Source organism: Olsenella uli, assembly GCF_901212675.1.
Taxonomy (GTDB): Bacteria; Actinomycetota; Coriobacteriia; order Coriobacteriales; family Atopobiaceae; genus Parolsenella; species Parolsenella uli_B.
This window is the reverse complement of record NZ_CAAKOQ010000049.1, coordinates 54,617-69,118: the sequence shown is the minus strand read 5'-3', so window position 1 is coordinate 69,118 and position 14,502 is coordinate 54,617. Positions and strand designations below refer to the sequence as shown.

The window sequence follows — 14,502 nt, the reverse complement described above, 5'->3', positions numbered from 1 at the left end:
AAGCCGCCGCCACCCGAGTGCCTCCCGGGCGCGGCCGACGCGACGAGGCGTCTCGCGAATCCATCTGGCTCTCCCAGCGGCCTCTCCAGGTCGCCAGGTCGACGCACGGTTCCCTACCCATGCGACAGCCTACACCTTACGGCGCTCGCGCTCGGTTGCAATCACGCATGAGTAATTGTCACGTGCGCGGCAAGACAGATAAAGGCAGCTGAAAGAACATAAGGGCCGCAAAGCGGCGTGGCCATTGGGCAATCGCAAAGCAGCGGGCGCACGGGCCGAATGGCCGGTGCGCCCGCTGGAGGGGGATGTGCCCTCGGGATGGGAGAAGGGAGACTCCCGCCGAGGGCAGTGGTGCCCTAAGGTGGGCCCGCCGCGAGCGACGGGCCCAGGACCCGCTACTTCTTCTGGACGTACTTGAGGCAGTCCAGCGTGACGGCGGCGAGGATGATGATGCCGGAGAACACGAACTGCAGGTTGGTGTCGATGCCGAGGATCGTCAGCGAGTAGGTCAGCGCGGTGAAGATGAGCACGCCGATCGTCACGCCGCTGATCTTGCCGATGCCGCCGGTGAACGACACGCCGCCCACGACGCAGGCCGCAATGGCGTCCATCTCCCAGCCCTGGCCATACGCGGCGGAGCCGGAGCCAACCATGCGGATGCACTCGAGCCAGGAGCCGAATCCGTACAGGATGCCGGCGAGGACGAACACGCCGATGGAGACGGCGAACACGTTGATGCCGGAGACGCTCGCGGCCTCGGGGTTGCCGCCCACCGCGTACATGTCCTTGCCAAACGTGGTCTTGTTCCAGATGAACCACACGATGATGATCGCGGCCACGGCCCACAGGATAATCGTGGGGAACGCGCCGATCTTGGGGGTGACCATCGCGGGGACCTTCGGGTCGATGGCGCCGAAGGAGACGCCCTTGGTGGCATACGTCATGACGCCGAAGATGATGAGCATGTTGGCCATCGTCGAGATGAACCAGTGCATCTTGAAGCGTGCGGTGAAGAAGCCCGCTATCGCCGAGAAGACCGTGCAGAGCACGATGCACACGACCAGTGCGAGGATCACGCGGCCCATGAGCGGCATGTTGGAGAAGTCGAACAGGATGCCGAAGAAGGTGCCCGTGTTGGGACCCTGGTGCATGATGATCGTCGAGGCCACCATACCCATGCCAACCATACGACCGATCGAAAGGTCGGTGCCGGTCTGAAGGATCAAGCCCGCGACGCCGAGCGCCAGGAAGATGCGCGGCGAGGCCTGCTGCAGGATGTTCAGCACGTTTGACATGGTGAGCAGCTGCGTGCCCTTGATGATGGGCGTCACGGCGCACAGGCCGATGAACACGAGGAGAATGGCGAGGTACAGGCCGTTGTTCAACAGGAACGTGCGCGTGTTGAACGTGTAGCGGTAGTTCTCCCACCTCTGGGCCAGGTTCTCGCCAAACGTGAACTTCGACATGCGGAGCAGGTCGATGAGGTGATAGCGGTGCATGAACGCCTCGTGCTCACGGTCCTTGATGCGCTGCAGCTCCTGCTGGTAGGTCACCTTGGCGTCGAACTGCTTGTTCTTGAAGACGTACTTCTCCTCCTTGATCTCCGCCTCATCGGAGACCCCGGCGATGCTCTTCTGGTGCTCGCGCTCGAGCTCGGCCAGGCGCTTGGCGTAGTTGGCCTTGGCCACCTCGCGCTCGGCGACGCAGCTCGCCTTCACACGGCTCAGGAACTTGGACTCGTAGTTGTCCTTGAGGTAGCTCTCGCCCTCGGCGATGAGCTTGTCCACCTGGGCCTTATTGGAGCTCTCGACCTTCTTGGCCTTCTCCATCTCGGCCTTGTAGCCGCTGATGAGGCTCTCCTGCTCGCCCTTGGAGAGCAGCTTGTCGGTCTTGGTCGCGTCGATGCTGCTCTGCAGTGACACCACCTTGTTGGTGCCGTCGACGCGCAGCGCGTCGATCTTTGCCTGGATGTCGGCCAGGCGGTCGTCGATCGGCTTGAGGAGCTTGGCCTCATCCTCGGCCGTGAGGACCGTTCCGTTCTTAGGCATGTTTTCCATCCCCCTCGTCTACAGGTACTTCGCGCTGAGGCGAAGCAGCTCTTCCTGGTTGGTCTCCTTGGTCTCCACGACGCCGGAGAGGTGCCCGTTGGACATGACGCCGATCCGGTTCGTGATGCCCAGGATCTCGGGCATCTCCGAGGAGACGACAATCACCGTGGTCCCCCGCTTGGCCATGGCGATGATGAGCTCGTAGATCTCGTACTTGGCGCCGACGTCGATGCCGCGCGTGGGCTCGTCCATGAGGAAGACCTGCGGGTAGCGCTCGAGCCACTTGCCGAAGATGACCTTCTGCTGGTTGCCGCCCGACAGGCTCGAGATGAGGTCGTCGGGGCCCATGCACTTGGTGCGCATGGTCTTGATCTCCTTGTTGGTGGCCCGCGTCATCTTCGGGTCCGAGAGCGCCACTCCGTTCTTGTAGTGGTTGAGGTTGGCGATGGTGGTGTTGAACGTGAGGTCGCCCTTGAGGAACAGGCCGTTGGCCTTGCGTTCCTCGGTGATGAGGGCGAACCCGTGCTCCATCGCGTCCCTCGCGCTCTCGAAGTTCATGAGGTGGTCGCGGAAGTACACGCGGCCGGCGGCGCGGGTGCGAATGCCGAAGATCGTCTCGAGCAGCTCGGTGCGCCCGGCCCCCACGAGGCCGTACAGGCCGAAGATCTCGCCCTTGCGCACGTCGAACGTGATGTCTTGCAGGTAGGGGGCGAACTTCGTGGAGAGGTGCTGGATCGACAGAATCGTGTCGCCGGGCTGGTTGTCGACTGGCGGGAAGCGGTTGTCGAGCGAGCGGCCCACCATGGCGGCGATGAGCTCGTTCATGTTGGTGTCGGCGGTGTGCTTGGTCATGACCATGTTGCCGTCGCGGAGCACCGACACGTCGTCGCAGATCTCGAAGATCTCGTCCATCTTGTGCGAGATGTAGATGAGTGAGATGCCCTCGCTCTTGAGCTTGCGCATCATCTGGAAGAGCTTGTCGACCTCCTGCGCCATGAGCGAGGAGGTGGGCTCGTCGAGCACGATGACCTTGGCGTTGTACGAGATGGCCTTGGCGATCTCGCACATCTGGCGCTGCGAGACGCTCATGTTCTTCATCGGCTGCGTGAGGTTCACCGTCATGCCGAGGCGGCGGAACAGGTCGGCAGCCTCCTTGCGCATGCGGCCCTCGTCGATCACGCCCAGGCTGTTGGTGGGATAGCGGCCGAGGAACAGGTTGTCGACCACGCTCCTGTCGAGGCACTGGTTGAGCTCCTGGTGCACCATGGCCACACCGTTCTCCAGCGCGTCCTTGGGCCCGGAGAAGTTCACCTCCTTGCCGTCGAGGAAGATCGACCCCTCGTCCTTCTGGTAGGTGCCGAACAGGCACTTCATCATGGTGGACTTGCCCGCGCCGTTCTCGCCCATGAGGCCCATGATGGAACCCCGTCTCACGTCGAGGTCGATGTGGTCGAGGACGCGGTTGCGGCCAAACGTCTTGCTCATGCCCCGTATCGACAGGACGATGTCGTCCTGGGTGTCTGCCATGCTCTCACACTCCCAACATTCAGCGACTGCACGAGTCTCGCCCGACTGGGCCTCGCGCCCTATCCTGCACGTACATGAGTCGGGAGGGAGGAGACGCCTCCTCCCTCCCGCATTGGGTCACCTTGCGAGCTTCCTTACTGGGACAGGACGCTCGTGTAGGAGGCGGCGTTGTCGGTCTTCACCATGTTGATGGCAAAGGCGTCGTACCCGCCGGGGTTGCCGAGTCGGTTGGTGATGTTGGACTCGTTCTGGCCGTCGCCGGAGACGTACTCGACGTCGAGGTTCAGGAACTCCTGGTACTTCTTGAGCAGCGGCACATAGGTGGCGTTGAGGAAGTTGTCGGCGGAGTTGTAGACCGAGAGCCAGACCTTCTTCTTGGGCGACTTGGACTCGTCAAGCTGCTTGGAGGCGTCGGCGTAGGTGACCGTGGCGTCCAGGAAGTCCTTGTAGTTGTCGGCCGTGACCGGGATGTTGATCGCGTAGTAGGAGCGGTCGGACTCGGAGTACTTGTAGACGTCGGCGGCCAGCTTGTTGCCCGCGTCGTCGGCCGTGGAGATGCCGGTGTTGATGTCGACGCCGTCAAGGGCGTTGCGGATGAGGCGAAGCGTGAGGTAGGCCTGCACGTCCGGGTGCTGGGAGATGGTTCCGCCATAGCCCTCGGCAAGCGCGGCGACCGCGTCGTTGTTGGCGTCGTAGCCAAAGACGGGCACCTTGGCCTCCTTGGCCCACTTGGAGAACATCGACATGCCCATGCCGTCGTTGTTGGAGACCACGAAGTCGATCTGGTCGCCGAAGTCGCCGGACCAGGCGGTGAGGGTGTCGCCTGCGGTGTTGGCATCCCAGGTGGCGCCGGCGGAGTTCTTCATCTCCTTGGAGGCGAGCTCGCGGATGATGTAGTCCTTGCCGTCGACCGTGAGCTTGCCGTCCTGGACGACCGTGGCGGAACCGTCGAGGTTGTTGGAGACGGCCTCGAAGCCGATCTTGCCGTCCTTCTCGACGCCGGTGCCGAGGACCTTGCGGCAGCCGCGGGTGCGGGCGATGGAGTCGTTGTGGCCGATGTCGCCGATGGCCAGGACGTAGCCGAGCACGCCGTCGCCGTTGCGGTCGAGCTTTGCCGCGTTCTTCTTGAGGTAGTCGAGGATCATCTGGCCCTCGGCCTCGCCGCCCTGGTTGGCATCGAAGCCGACGTAGTAGGTGTCCTTGTTGAACTGCAGGGCCGCAGTGTCAAGCTCGCCGGTGGAGGAGTTGGACGGCTGGCGGTTGTACCAAACCAGCGGCTTGTCCTTGTTGGCGACGGCTGCGCCGGCGGCGTCGGAGGAGCCGGTGGAGGCGGCGTCCCCGCCACCGCCACCGCAGCCGACGAGGCCAAGGCCCGCGACGGCGGCGCCAACGCCCGCGAACTTGAGGAACTGACGACGTGACATCTTCATGGGTTCTCCCTTCCGCAGGCGCTTGATTGCGCCTGACTTCGAACTGAGACAATCCTATGCGCGGGGTGGGAAATTTCTGACGTGAATTGTTAACGTACTCACGAACGGTCTGTTACAGCCGGTGGACGGTATGTGAAGGTTGTCAACGGTCTGTCTTGGGCTCCCATGGGCAAGATGACCACGTTTCGGGAGTCATCTATTTGTAGTTTGCTGGAGATTTGCTGAAAGCTAGTTTGGCAAACAAGAGGTCCTTGACGCGTTGCGCGCGGCGTTTGCGCGTCTCGCGCCCCTCGCACGGACGCGGCCGCAGCTGCCACGGATTTGCGCATTTGCTACCCGCACATACGCAGATGCGTGTTTGCTGTGAGTCGGCATGACACAGCTGCCACGAATATACGTATTTGCGCGCAAATGCGACAAGCAAATACGTATATCCGTGGCAGCTGTCAGCACGTACAAGAGAACGTGCGAGAGACACGTCGCTCGAGACGCGCACCCACGCGCGTCGCGCCGGCGACTCCCCTAGCGGCGGGTGGTGACGGTGGCGCGCTTGACGAGCTCGCCGGGGATGCGAATGGCCTCGATGGGCCCGCCGTTGATTGCCCGGTTGAACAGGATGCGCCCGCGCTCGCGCTGGTCGAAGCGAATTGTCGTGAGCCCGTTGTGCGGCACCATGCCCTCGAGCGAGTCGTCCACCCCCACCACGCTCACGTCCTCCGGCACGCGGATGCCGGCGTCGCGCAGCGCCGTGATCGCGCCCAGCGCCATTTGGTCGTTCGCCGCGTAGATGGCCGTCATCTCGTGGTCGCGGGCAAGCTTCGCCCCCGCGAAGTAGCCGCTGTCGGCCGTCCAGTCGCCGCGCAGGGGCTCTCGCGCCTCGATGCCGGCCTTCTCCAGCTCATCCTTCCAGCCCGCCTCGCGAAACGCGGAGTGCGAGTGGTACGACGGGCCCCCGATGTAGCGAATCTGCTCGTGACCGAGCGCGCGCAGGTAGTTCATCACGAGCAGCGAGCAGCCGTACTGGTCGGAGTCGACCGTGGTGCAGCGCGGGTGCGCGTACATGGTGACGAGCACCGTGTTGAGCCCGGCGAGCGGCGTGTACTCCTCGAAGTCCTCGGGCAGGATGTTGAGGTTGATGATGGCCCCGTCGACTGGCAGCTCCCCCAGCCGGCGCGTGGCGTAGGAGACCGAGTAGGGCGCCATCTCGGGCCCCATCCCGATCATCGTGACCGCGTAGCCCTTCTCGCGCGCGGCCATCACCACGCCCTCGAACGTGGACAGGTTTCCCACCTGCGTCATGTCGAAGGTACAGAGCCCCACCGTGCGGTAGTGCCCGTCACGCAGCGTCCTACCTGCGTAGTTGGGCCGAAACCCCAGCCGGGCGATGGCGTCGTTCACGCGCTTTCGCGTGAGGTCGCTCACGTTGGGCTGGCCGTTCACCACGCGCGAGACCGTCTGCTGGGAGACGCCCGCCTCGCGCGCGACGTCGGCCATCGAGGCGGTGCGGTGCGTCTCGCGGGAATCCTTCCCCCCCGAGCCCGATGTCCTTGCCATGGCACCGCTCCCCTCTCCCGCCGATACCCTTGCCTACCTGCACACATATACGAGCGAGGCAAAGCCGCGCCAGCAGGTGCGCCCCAGGCAGGGCCATACCGGCCGGCCCCGGGCACCCAAGCCGGCCGAGGCGAGCGCGTCGCCCCGGCCCCGCGCCCTACAGCGATGCCACGAACCTGCGCTGGGCGGCACGCCCCGCCTCATCCCACTTGAACACGCCCGCGTCCTCGAGGACGTGGCCGAAGACGTGGCCCACCTCGTCGCGAATCGTGGCCTCGGCATTGTCGGCCGTGAGCTCGGGATGGCGGGCCGCCACCTCGCGCGCCCACGCAGCGTGCGGCGCCGAGAGCGGGTCGGACTCGAGCGCGTCGAGCTCACCCGTGAGCAGGTGCTCGCGCACGGCGCCCAGCTCGCTCACGAGGCGCGGCGGTAGGATGGCGAGGCCCATGACCTCGATGAGGCCGATGTTCTCCTTCTTGATGTGGTGCCACTGCTCGTGGGGGTGAAACACGCCCAGCGGGTGCTCGGCGCTCGCCACGTTGCAGCGAAGCGCCAGGAAGGCCTCGTAGGTGGGCCCGCCCGTGTGCCCCTCGCTGTCGACGCGCCGCACCACCGGCGTCACCGTGTTGTGCGGCGTGCCGTCCGCGTCGTGCGCGATCACGCCCACTGACTCGTCGGTCCAGCCGCGCCAGGCGTCGATCACGTGCACGCAGGCGTCGAGCAGCTCCTCGCGGCTGTCGGAGCGCAGGCGCAGCACGCTCATCGGCCACTCGAGCACCGCCGCCGACACGCCCGGGAACGCCTCGAGCGCAAACGTCTCGGACACCGCCGCGTGCATCATCGCGAACTCGTGGGCGCCGCCCTGGAAGTGGTCGTGCGACAGGATCGAGCCGCCCACCACAGGCAGGTCGGCGTTGGAGCCAATGAAGTACTGCGGCAGCAAGTCCACAAAGTCGAGCAGGCACGAGACGGCCTTGCGGTCGACGTGCATGTGGCGGTGATGCACGCTCATCGCGATGCAGTGCTCGTTGAAGTAGGCGTAGGGGCTGTACTGCAGGCCCCAGCGCTCGCCGCCGAGCTCGATGGGCACGATGCGCAGGTTCTGGCGCGCCGGGTGCGCGCCGCCCGCGGCCTGGGCCGAGCGACCCGGGTAGCCCTCGTTCTCGACGCAGAGCTGGCAGGCCGGGTACTTCTCGCCCGTGTTAGTGGCGGCGCCGGCACGGGCGATGTCGCGCGGGTCCTTCTCGGGCTTGGAGCGGTTGATCGTGATCTCGAGGCTGCCCCAGCGTGTGGGCGTCTCCCAGGCGATGTTGCGCGCGATGGCGGCGCGGCGCACGTAGCCGACGTTGCAGCACAGGTCATAGAACCAACTCGTGGCCACGCGCGGCCCCTGGCTCGCGAGGGCGTCGTCGAAGGCGAGCGCCACCTCGGAGGGGCGGGGCGTGAGCAGCCCCATCACCCGCATGGCCGCGCGGTCGCGCCCGGAGGCGGTGTCCTCGGCCTCACCGTTCGCGACGGCCTCCTCCGAGAGGCGCGCGAGCGTGCCCTCGAGGTCGAACGGGGCAGGCGGCACCGAGCAGGCGGCGCCCTCGTAGGGCTGGGCCGCGTCGGGGTCGTCGCTGCCGTACTTGGCGACGCCCACGGGAAGCACCGGGTAGCGGTCGTCTGCGAGCCACGCCTCGGCAGGGGCGGGGCCGGTTGCGCCCACGGCCTCGAGCACCGAGTTGTAGGCCCAGACCCTGTCCTCGCTGCCAATCAGGTCGCGGTCGCAGGCGTAGTCGACAAGCGCGCAAATGTCCTCTGCTAGAGCCATGCGGCCCTCGCCCCCTCTTCGGCGATGTGGTAGTGGCGGCAGCTCCCCTGCCCGAGCCAGGCATCCATCTGGGAGATGAAGCCGTCGAGCGCGTCGGTGGGCACGAAGCACTGGATAGAGCCGCCGAACCCGCCGCCGTGGATGCGGATGGCACCGCGGCCGTCGAGGATGTGCTCGGCCATGCCGAGGGCCGCCATGGCGGGCTGGAAGTCGCCGCCCGTCGAGACGTTCTGCAGGAACATGCCCGAGCTCGCCCCCGACTCGCGCGTGAGGCGCAGGAAGGCGTCGATGTCGCGCGCGTTGAGCGCGTCCCAGCGGCGGTCGACGAGGTCGTTCTCGTACCAGTAGTGTATGGCGCGCACGAGGGCGCGGTCGCCGAGCTTCTCGCGGATCTCGGGGATGTGGGCGTCGAAGTCGGCCTTGGGGACCTCGCAGAGGCGCTCGTGGCCGAGCTCGCGCGCCACGGCCTGCATCTCCACGGGCACGGCGGCGTAGTCTGCGGTGAAGGGCGCGTGGTCGCAGCCAACGTCGACGAGCACGAGGCCGTAGCCAGCGGCGTCGAAGTCGAAGGCGAGCTTGGCGCTCGTGGGCTCGGCACTGTCCTCGAAGCTCATGAACGCAAGGCCGCCGAGGCAGACCGAGAGCTGGTCCATGAGGCCGCAGGGCTTGCCGAAGTAGACGTTCTCCGTGCGCTGCCCCATCTTGGCGAGTTCGACGGGCGTGACGGCCTCGGCGCCCGGCTTGTCCCAGAGCAGCTCCATGACGCGGCCGTAGAGCGCCTCGACCGCGGCCGAGGACGAGAGCCCGCCACCGGCCGGGATGTTGGACGTGCTCGCGAGGTCGAAGCCCGCCGGCTCGCGGCCCGTGGCGGCGATGGCGGCCGCCATGCCGCGCCCGATGCCCGCCGAGGTGACGTGCTCGTCCTCGCGCGCGTCGAGGCTGTCGAGCGTGACCTCGAAAGGCGGGAACGCCGGGTCGATGACGCGCACGACGTTGGTGCCGTTGGGCGAGGCCACCGCGATGACCGACACGTCGAGCGCGCCGGCGATAACGTGACCGCCCTCGTGGTCGGTGTGGTTGCCCGCGATCTCGGAGCGGCCCGGGGCCACGGCCACGAGCGCGCGCCTGTCCGCCAGCGGGCCGAAGTGCTCCTCGAAGAGGGCCCGTACCCCGTCGAGGCGTCTCTGGTCGACGCCGGTGATCTCCTGTGCCATGGATGGCCTCCTTTATCCGGCGCGCGGCTTGCGTCGCGCGGCTTGCGTGTTGCCTCTGCCCTACCCCTCGGTCGAGAAGCGGTAGACGATGGTCGAGACGAAGGGGTGTTCGGGGTCGCAGACGGGCTGCGGCCACGCCTCGTGGTGCGCGCAGTCCGGGTAGAACTCCGGCTCAACGGCAAAGCCCGCGCGGGGGCTGTAGTCGGCGCCGTCCTTGGCGTCGCGGTCGCCCAGCCAGTTGCCCGTGTAGAGCTGCGCCCCCGGGTCGGTGACGAGGACGTCGAGGACGCGACCGCTCGCGGGGTCCGTAGCCGTGAGGGCGTGGCGAGGGGCGGCGCCGGGCTCGTAGCCGTCGATGCAGAGGCAGTGGTCGTAGCCTCGGGCGTAGCGAATCTGGTCGCAGTCGGCCTCGACGCGCTCGCCGAGGGCGTGCGGCTCGGTGAAGTCGAAGGGCGTGCCGGCCACGGGGGCAAGCTCGCCGGTGGGGATGAGCGCGTCGCCCACGGGGACGAAGCGCGTGGCGTCGGCCCGGACCACCTGGGCGTCCACCAAGCCCGAGGCATGGCCGGAAAGGTTGAGGTAGGTGTGGTTGGTTACGTTCACAAACGTGGGCGCGTCGGTCTCCACGAGGTAGGTGAGCGTGAGGGTGGACGGCTCCGAAAGCTCGTAGGTAGCCAGGAACCGACGGTTGCCCGGGAGGCCCAGCTCGAGAGGGGCAAGCTCGCAGGAGAGCGTGAGGCGCTCGGTGCCCTCGGGCGTGGTCTCGAGCGACTCGAGGCTCCAGAGGCGCTTGTGGAGGCCATGGTCGAGGTCGGAGTGCAGGTTGTTGGTGCCGTGCTCGTTTCTGGCGAGCTGGTAGGTGGTGCCCGCGACCTCTATCTGTCCGCCGGCGGTGCGGTTGGCGACCGGCCCCACCGTGGCCCCGTAGCAGGCACCGTTCTCTCCCGCGTAGCCGTCGAGGCCCGCGAACCCCAGCACCACGTCCGCGAGGTTGCCGCGCGCGTCGGGCACGTCGAGCCCCAGCAGCGTGGCCCCGAAGTCGCCTATGCGAGCGGTGGCGCAGCCCGTCGCGAGGGTGTAGACGTGTGCCACGTCCCCCGTCGGCAACATCCCGAATTCCGCCATGTCATGCATCGCAGCCCCTTTTCGCCCGGGCGGCGCGTCCACGTCTGCCCGCAGACGCTACCAGCTGCACATGTTAACGTACTCACACGTTCTATGAATGACGTACTCACAAGCGGTCGCTAAATCCACCCGAACGGTACTCGCACCAGTCGGGAGTGCAATTTGGTGCAATTGGGGACGGGTTCGTTTTGCACCATTCAATTGGGGACGGGTTCGTTTTGCACCATTCTGGGGCGCCGGGCAAAACGGAGACATCCCCGCCTCGCCGCCCGCCCGTAGGGCCAGGAAGCAAGACGGGGATGCAACATGCATGCTCACCCAAGCCGAGCGATGACGGCGCGTGCGTCGGTCTCGTCGGTGAGGTCGAGCGTGTGCCACTCCCCCGTGGCAGCGTCCTCGTAGCAGACGATGGGCCCAAACCCGCCCACCAGCTCACACGACGCACGACCGTACAGCGCGTCCTCGCGAAGGCCCGGGTAGCGCACGCGAGCCACGCGCGGGTGGCACGCAAGGTAGCTCGCCACCACCTGCGCCACGTCCGAGCACAGACGCCAACGCTCGGAGCCCATCTCGCGAGAGAGGGCCCCGAGCGCCTCAAGGCTTGGCAGCGGGCCGGCACCGGCGCCCCCCGGCACCAGCCCGCTGCCGTATCGAGCGTCCGCCACCTAGCGGCGCTCGGCAATCTCTGCCGTGATGTCGGCCACGAACTCGTCGAGGTCGCGTTGGACGGTCTCGTTGGAGCGGTCGCGCACGGAGATATTGCCCGCCTCGGCCTCCTTCTCGCCGATGATGAGCATGTAGGGCACACGGTCGATGGAGCGGGCCTCGCGAATCTTGTAGCCGATCTTCTCGTCGCGGTCATCGACCTTGACGCGCACCTTGGCAGCGCGGAGCCTGTCGGCGACCTGCTCGGCGTAGTCGCGGGTCTTCTCGGACACGGGAAGCACCTTGACTTGGAGCGGCGAGAGCCACGTCGGGAACTTGCCTGCGTACTCCTCGGTGAGCATGCCAATGAAGCGCTCGAACGAGCCGAAGCCCGCACGGTGAATCATGATCGGCTGCTTCTTGGTGCCGTCTGCGTCCGTGTACTCCAGCTGGAAGTTGTGCGGGAGCTGGAAGTCGAGCTGGATCGTGCCGCACTGCCAGGTACGGCCGAGGCAATCCTGCAGGTGGAAGTCGATCTTGGGGCCGTAGAAGGCGCCATCGCCCTCGTTGATGGTGTACTCGACGCCCATGGCCTCGAGCGCGGCCTTCAGGCCGGCCTCGGCGCGCTCCCAGTCCTCGTCGGAGCCCATGGAGTCCTCGGGGCGCGTGGAGAGCTCGACGCGGTACGGGAAGCCAAACTGCGCGTAGTAGGCCGTGATGAGGTGCGCGACGTCCGTGACCTGCTCGGTGATCTGGTCCGGGCGGATGAAGAGGTGCGCGTCGTCCTGCGTGAACTCGCGGACGCGGAACAGGCCGTGCAGGGCGCCCTTGAGCTCGTGACGGTGGTCAAGGCCGGCCTCGGCGAGCTTGAGCGGCAGATCGCGATAGCTGCGCGGCTTGTGCTTGTAGATGAGGCATGCGCCGGGGCAGTTCATCGGCTTGATCGCGTAGTCTTCCTCGTCGATCTTCGTCGTGTACATGTTGGCCTTGTAGTGGTCCCAGTGGCCAGAGGTCTCCCACAGGGTGCGGGAGAGGATGACCGGCGTCTGGACCTCCTCGTAGCCGAACTTGGCCTGCATCTCGTGCCAGTAGTTCATGAGGGAGTTGCGGACGATCATGCCGTTGGGCAGCCAGAACGGGAAGCCCGGGCCGGCGTCGTCCATCATGAAGAGCTCCATCTCCTTGCCGATCTTGCGGTGGTCGCGGCGTGCGGCCTCCTCAAGCATCTTCAGGTGCTCCTCGAGCGCCTCCTTGGAGCCGAAGGCGATGCCGTTGATGCGCGTGAGCATCTTGTTGTCCTTGTCGCCCTTCCAGTAGGCGCCAGAGACACCGGTGAGCTTGAAGGCCTTGAGGGCCTTGGTGTAGGTGAGGTGCGGGCCCACGCACATGTCGATGTACTCGCCCTGCTGGTAGAACGTGATGCGGGCGTCCTCGGGCAGGTCGCCGATGTGCTCGAGCTTGTACTTCTCGTTGCGCTCTGCCATGAGCTTCTTGGCGTCCTCGCGCGAGAGCTCGAAGGTCTTGAACTGCAGGTTCTCCTTGCAGATCTTCTTCATCTCGGCCTCGATCGCGGGGAAGTCGTCCTCGCTGATCTTCTTGTCGCCGAGGTCGACGTCATAGTAGAAGCCGTTGTCGGTGGCGGGGCCATAGGCAAAGTCCGCCTCGGGGTACAGGCGCTTGATGGCCTGCGCCATGATGTGGGCGGCTGAGTGGCGGATGACGTGGAGCTCCTCGTCAGCCGGGCACTCGGCCACATGGCCGTCGTTGTAGAGAACCTTCATGGATGGACCTCTTTCTTGACGCTCGTAGGCTTGCGAGCTTGGAACCGATGGATGGACGTTCGGGCGGTCGGCGGTGGCGGGGCGGTCGGCGGTGGCGGGGCGGTCTGCGTCGTCGGGCGCGGCACGGGGGTCCCTGCGAGAGCGGAGCGTGCGGCTTGTCCGGGCAGGCGGGCCGAGACGGCCGAACGGGAAGCGACGGCGGTACCGTCGCACGGAAAAGGCGCCTGTCAGCGACCGAGCGCGCGGCCGCGGCAGACGCCTAGATAGTCTGGGTTCGCGTGGTTGGGCTGGCAGCTTGGGCGGTGCCGTTGGCACCCGTGGCAACTTGCATGCACGCTAGGAACATAAACCCGACCTTTCGCGGAATAGTGCTTGCATAGGTTTACCACAAATCACCCGAGAGGTCGCCCACGGTGCCCCATCGCAGCGAAATCGCCGCGAGATGATGGGCGCTGGAGAGGCCAGCCGGCGGACACGCGTCGACCGCGCGTCAGCTGGAGACGGCCCCGTGGCTGGTTGTCCCGAGGCGGGCGACGGCTGGCCAGCAGGCGACGGCCAACTGACTTGCGGCGGCCGACCGGCAGCCAGCGACCAACTGGCAAGCGGCAACTGAGCAAACGAGCCGCCTCGCATGGTCTGCGGGACGGCCCGATGTGACAAATCATACGGAAGGAAGTGTGACAGCGACTACTGGATGCGGGTGCGGCAGTAGGGGCAGACCTTCCAGTCGGCGTTGAGCGGACGGTGACAGGTGGGACAGACGTTGCGCACCTGCGTGTTGCAGTTGGGGCAGACGATGAAGTCCTTGTCGATCGGCGTGCCGCACTTGGGGCAGATGCCGTAGTGGGAGAGCTGGTGCTCGCGCAGGGCGATGTCGAGGTCCTGCTCCTCGCGGTCCACCAGGTAGGAGCTTGGGCGCAGGATGACGTAGGCGAGCAGGCCCACGATGGGGATGACCGAGATGATCGCCCAGAGCCACCACGGCTCGGCGCCGCGGCGCTGGGCGTCGCGGATGACATAGACGATGGAGAGCACGTACAGCATGACGACGCAGGCGAGCATGAGGTAGAGCACCATGCGCACCTCGGGGGTGATGATCTGGTCAAGAATGTCCTGCATGTGGGGCCGCACTCCTTTGAAGGCAATAGGTCAACGGTCAGGATTGTAGCAGGTGCCCACACGGGCCAGAAGGCCACCTTGTAATCCTCGCAAGCGACACGACCCCGACGCGCGGCGCGGGGACGTCGTGCCTCCACGTCGCGGTCGACGACAAGAGCCGGGTCTCCTACGCCGAGCTGCTGCCCGACGAGAGGAAGGGGACCTACGCCGCGTTCGTGGGGCGCTGCCTGGGGTTCTTCGAGGACC

Annotated in this window: 10 protein-coding genes; all 10 read right to left on the bottom strand. The window is 66.3% G+C overall.

The window, feature by feature from the left end; genetic code table 11:
- Positions 1 to 395: 395 nt before the first annotated feature.
- The gene (locus EFAMC1_RS08345; RefSeq protein WP_222838691.1) at positions 396 to 2,048 is read right to left on the bottom strand and encodes an ABC transporter permease subunit; all 1,653 of its coding nucleotides are present in this window, start codon (positions 2,046 to 2,048) and stop codon (positions 396 to 398) included.
- A gap of 18 nt (positions 2,049 to 2,066) precedes the next feature.
- A complete protein-coding gene (locus EFAMC1_RS08340) occupies positions 2,067 to 3,575 on the bottom strand; it encodes a sugar ABC transporter ATP-binding protein (protein ID WP_154053823.1) in 1,509 nt (502 codons plus the stop codon).
- Between the two features lie 134 nt (positions 3,576 to 3,709).
- The gene (locus tag EFAMC1_RS08335; protein ID WP_154053822.1) at positions 3,710 to 5,005 is read right to left on the bottom strand and encodes a substrate-binding domain-containing protein; all 1,296 of its coding nucleotides are present in this window, start codon (positions 5,003 to 5,005) and stop codon (positions 3,710 to 3,712) included.
- Between the two features lie 522 nt (positions 5,006 to 5,527).
- Positions 5,528 to 6,559, bottom strand: a complete 1,032-nt coding sequence (locus tag EFAMC1_RS08330) for a LacI family DNA-binding transcriptional regulator (RefSeq protein ID WP_261981831.1) — start codon at positions 6,557 to 6,559, stop codon at positions 5,528 to 5,530.
- A 157-nt stretch (positions 6,560 to 6,716) separates the two neighbouring features.
- On the bottom strand, positions 6,717 to 8,372 hold the full coding sequence (locus tag EFAMC1_RS08325) for a UDP-glucose--hexose-1-phosphate uridylyltransferase (protein WP_154053821.1): 1,656 nt from the start codon (positions 8,370 to 8,372) through the stop codon (positions 6,717 to 6,719).
- A complete protein-coding gene (locus EFAMC1_RS08320) occupies positions 8,363 to 9,586 on the bottom strand; it encodes a galactokinase (RefSeq protein WP_154053820.1) in 1,224 nt (407 codons plus the stop codon). The genes EFAMC1_RS08325 and EFAMC1_RS08320 overlap by 10 nt, the downstream gene beginning before the upstream one ends.
- A 60-nt stretch (positions 9,587 to 9,646) precedes the next feature.
- Complete coding sequence (locus tag EFAMC1_RS08315; RefSeq protein ID WP_154053819.1) at positions 9,647 to 10,720, bottom strand: aldose epimerase family protein; 1,074 nt, start codon at positions 10,718 to 10,720, stop codon at positions 9,647 to 9,649.
- A gap of 305 nt (positions 10,721 to 11,025) precedes the next feature.
- Positions 11,026 to 11,376, bottom strand: coding sequence for a PLP-dependent transferase (locus tag EFAMC1_RS08310; protein WP_154053818.1), 351 nt, complete (start codon positions 11,374 to 11,376; stop codon positions 11,026 to 11,028).
- Positions 11,377 to 13,137: a threonine--tRNA ligase gene (thrS, locus tag EFAMC1_RS08305; RefSeq protein ID WP_154053817.1), complete on the bottom strand. Its 1,761-nt coding sequence runs from the start codon at positions 13,135 to 13,137 to the stop codon at positions 11,377 to 11,379.
- Between the two features lie 687 nt (positions 13,138 to 13,824).
- Positions 13,825 to 14,256: a double zinc ribbon domain-containing protein gene (locus EFAMC1_RS08300; protein ID WP_154053816.1), complete on the bottom strand. Its 432-nt coding sequence runs from the start codon at positions 14,254 to 14,256 to the stop codon at positions 13,825 to 13,827.
- Positions 14,257 to 14,502 lie beyond the last annotated feature (246 nt).

Coding starts and splice junctions, on each gene's coding strand:
- EFAMC1_RS08345 (WP_222838691.1), bottom strand. CDS start 2,048: ATGCCTAAGAACGGAACGGTCCTCACGGCCGAGGATGAGGCCAAGCTC.
- EFAMC1_RS08340 (WP_154053823.1), bottom strand. CDS start 3,575: ATGGCAGACACCCAGGACGACATCGTCCTGTCGATACGGGGCATGAGC.
- EFAMC1_RS08335 (WP_154053822.1), bottom strand. CDS start 5,005: ATGAAGATGTCACGTCGTCAGTTCCTCAAGTTCGCGGGCGTTGGCGCC.
- EFAMC1_RS08330 (WP_261981831.1), bottom strand. CDS start 6,559: ATGGCAAGGACATCGGGCTCGGGGGGGAAGGATTCCCGCGAGACGCAC.
- EFAMC1_RS08325 (WP_154053821.1), bottom strand. CDS start 8,372: ATGGCTCTAGCAGAGGACATTTGCGCGCTTGTCGACTACGCCTGCGAC.
- EFAMC1_RS08320 (WP_154053820.1), bottom strand. CDS start 9,586: ATGGCACAGGAGATCACCGGCGTCGACCAGAGACGCCTCGACGGGGTA.
- EFAMC1_RS08315 (WP_154053819.1), bottom strand. CDS start 10,720: ATGCATGACATGGCGGAATTCGGGATGTTGCCGACGGGGGACGTGGCA.
- thrS (WP_154053817.1), bottom strand. CDS start 13,137: ATGAAGGTTCTCTACAACGACGGCCATGTGGCCGAGTGCCCGGCTGAC.
- EFAMC1_RS08300 (WP_154053816.1), bottom strand. CDS start 14,256: ATGCAGGACATTCTTGACCAGATCATCACCCCCGAGGTGCGCATGGTG.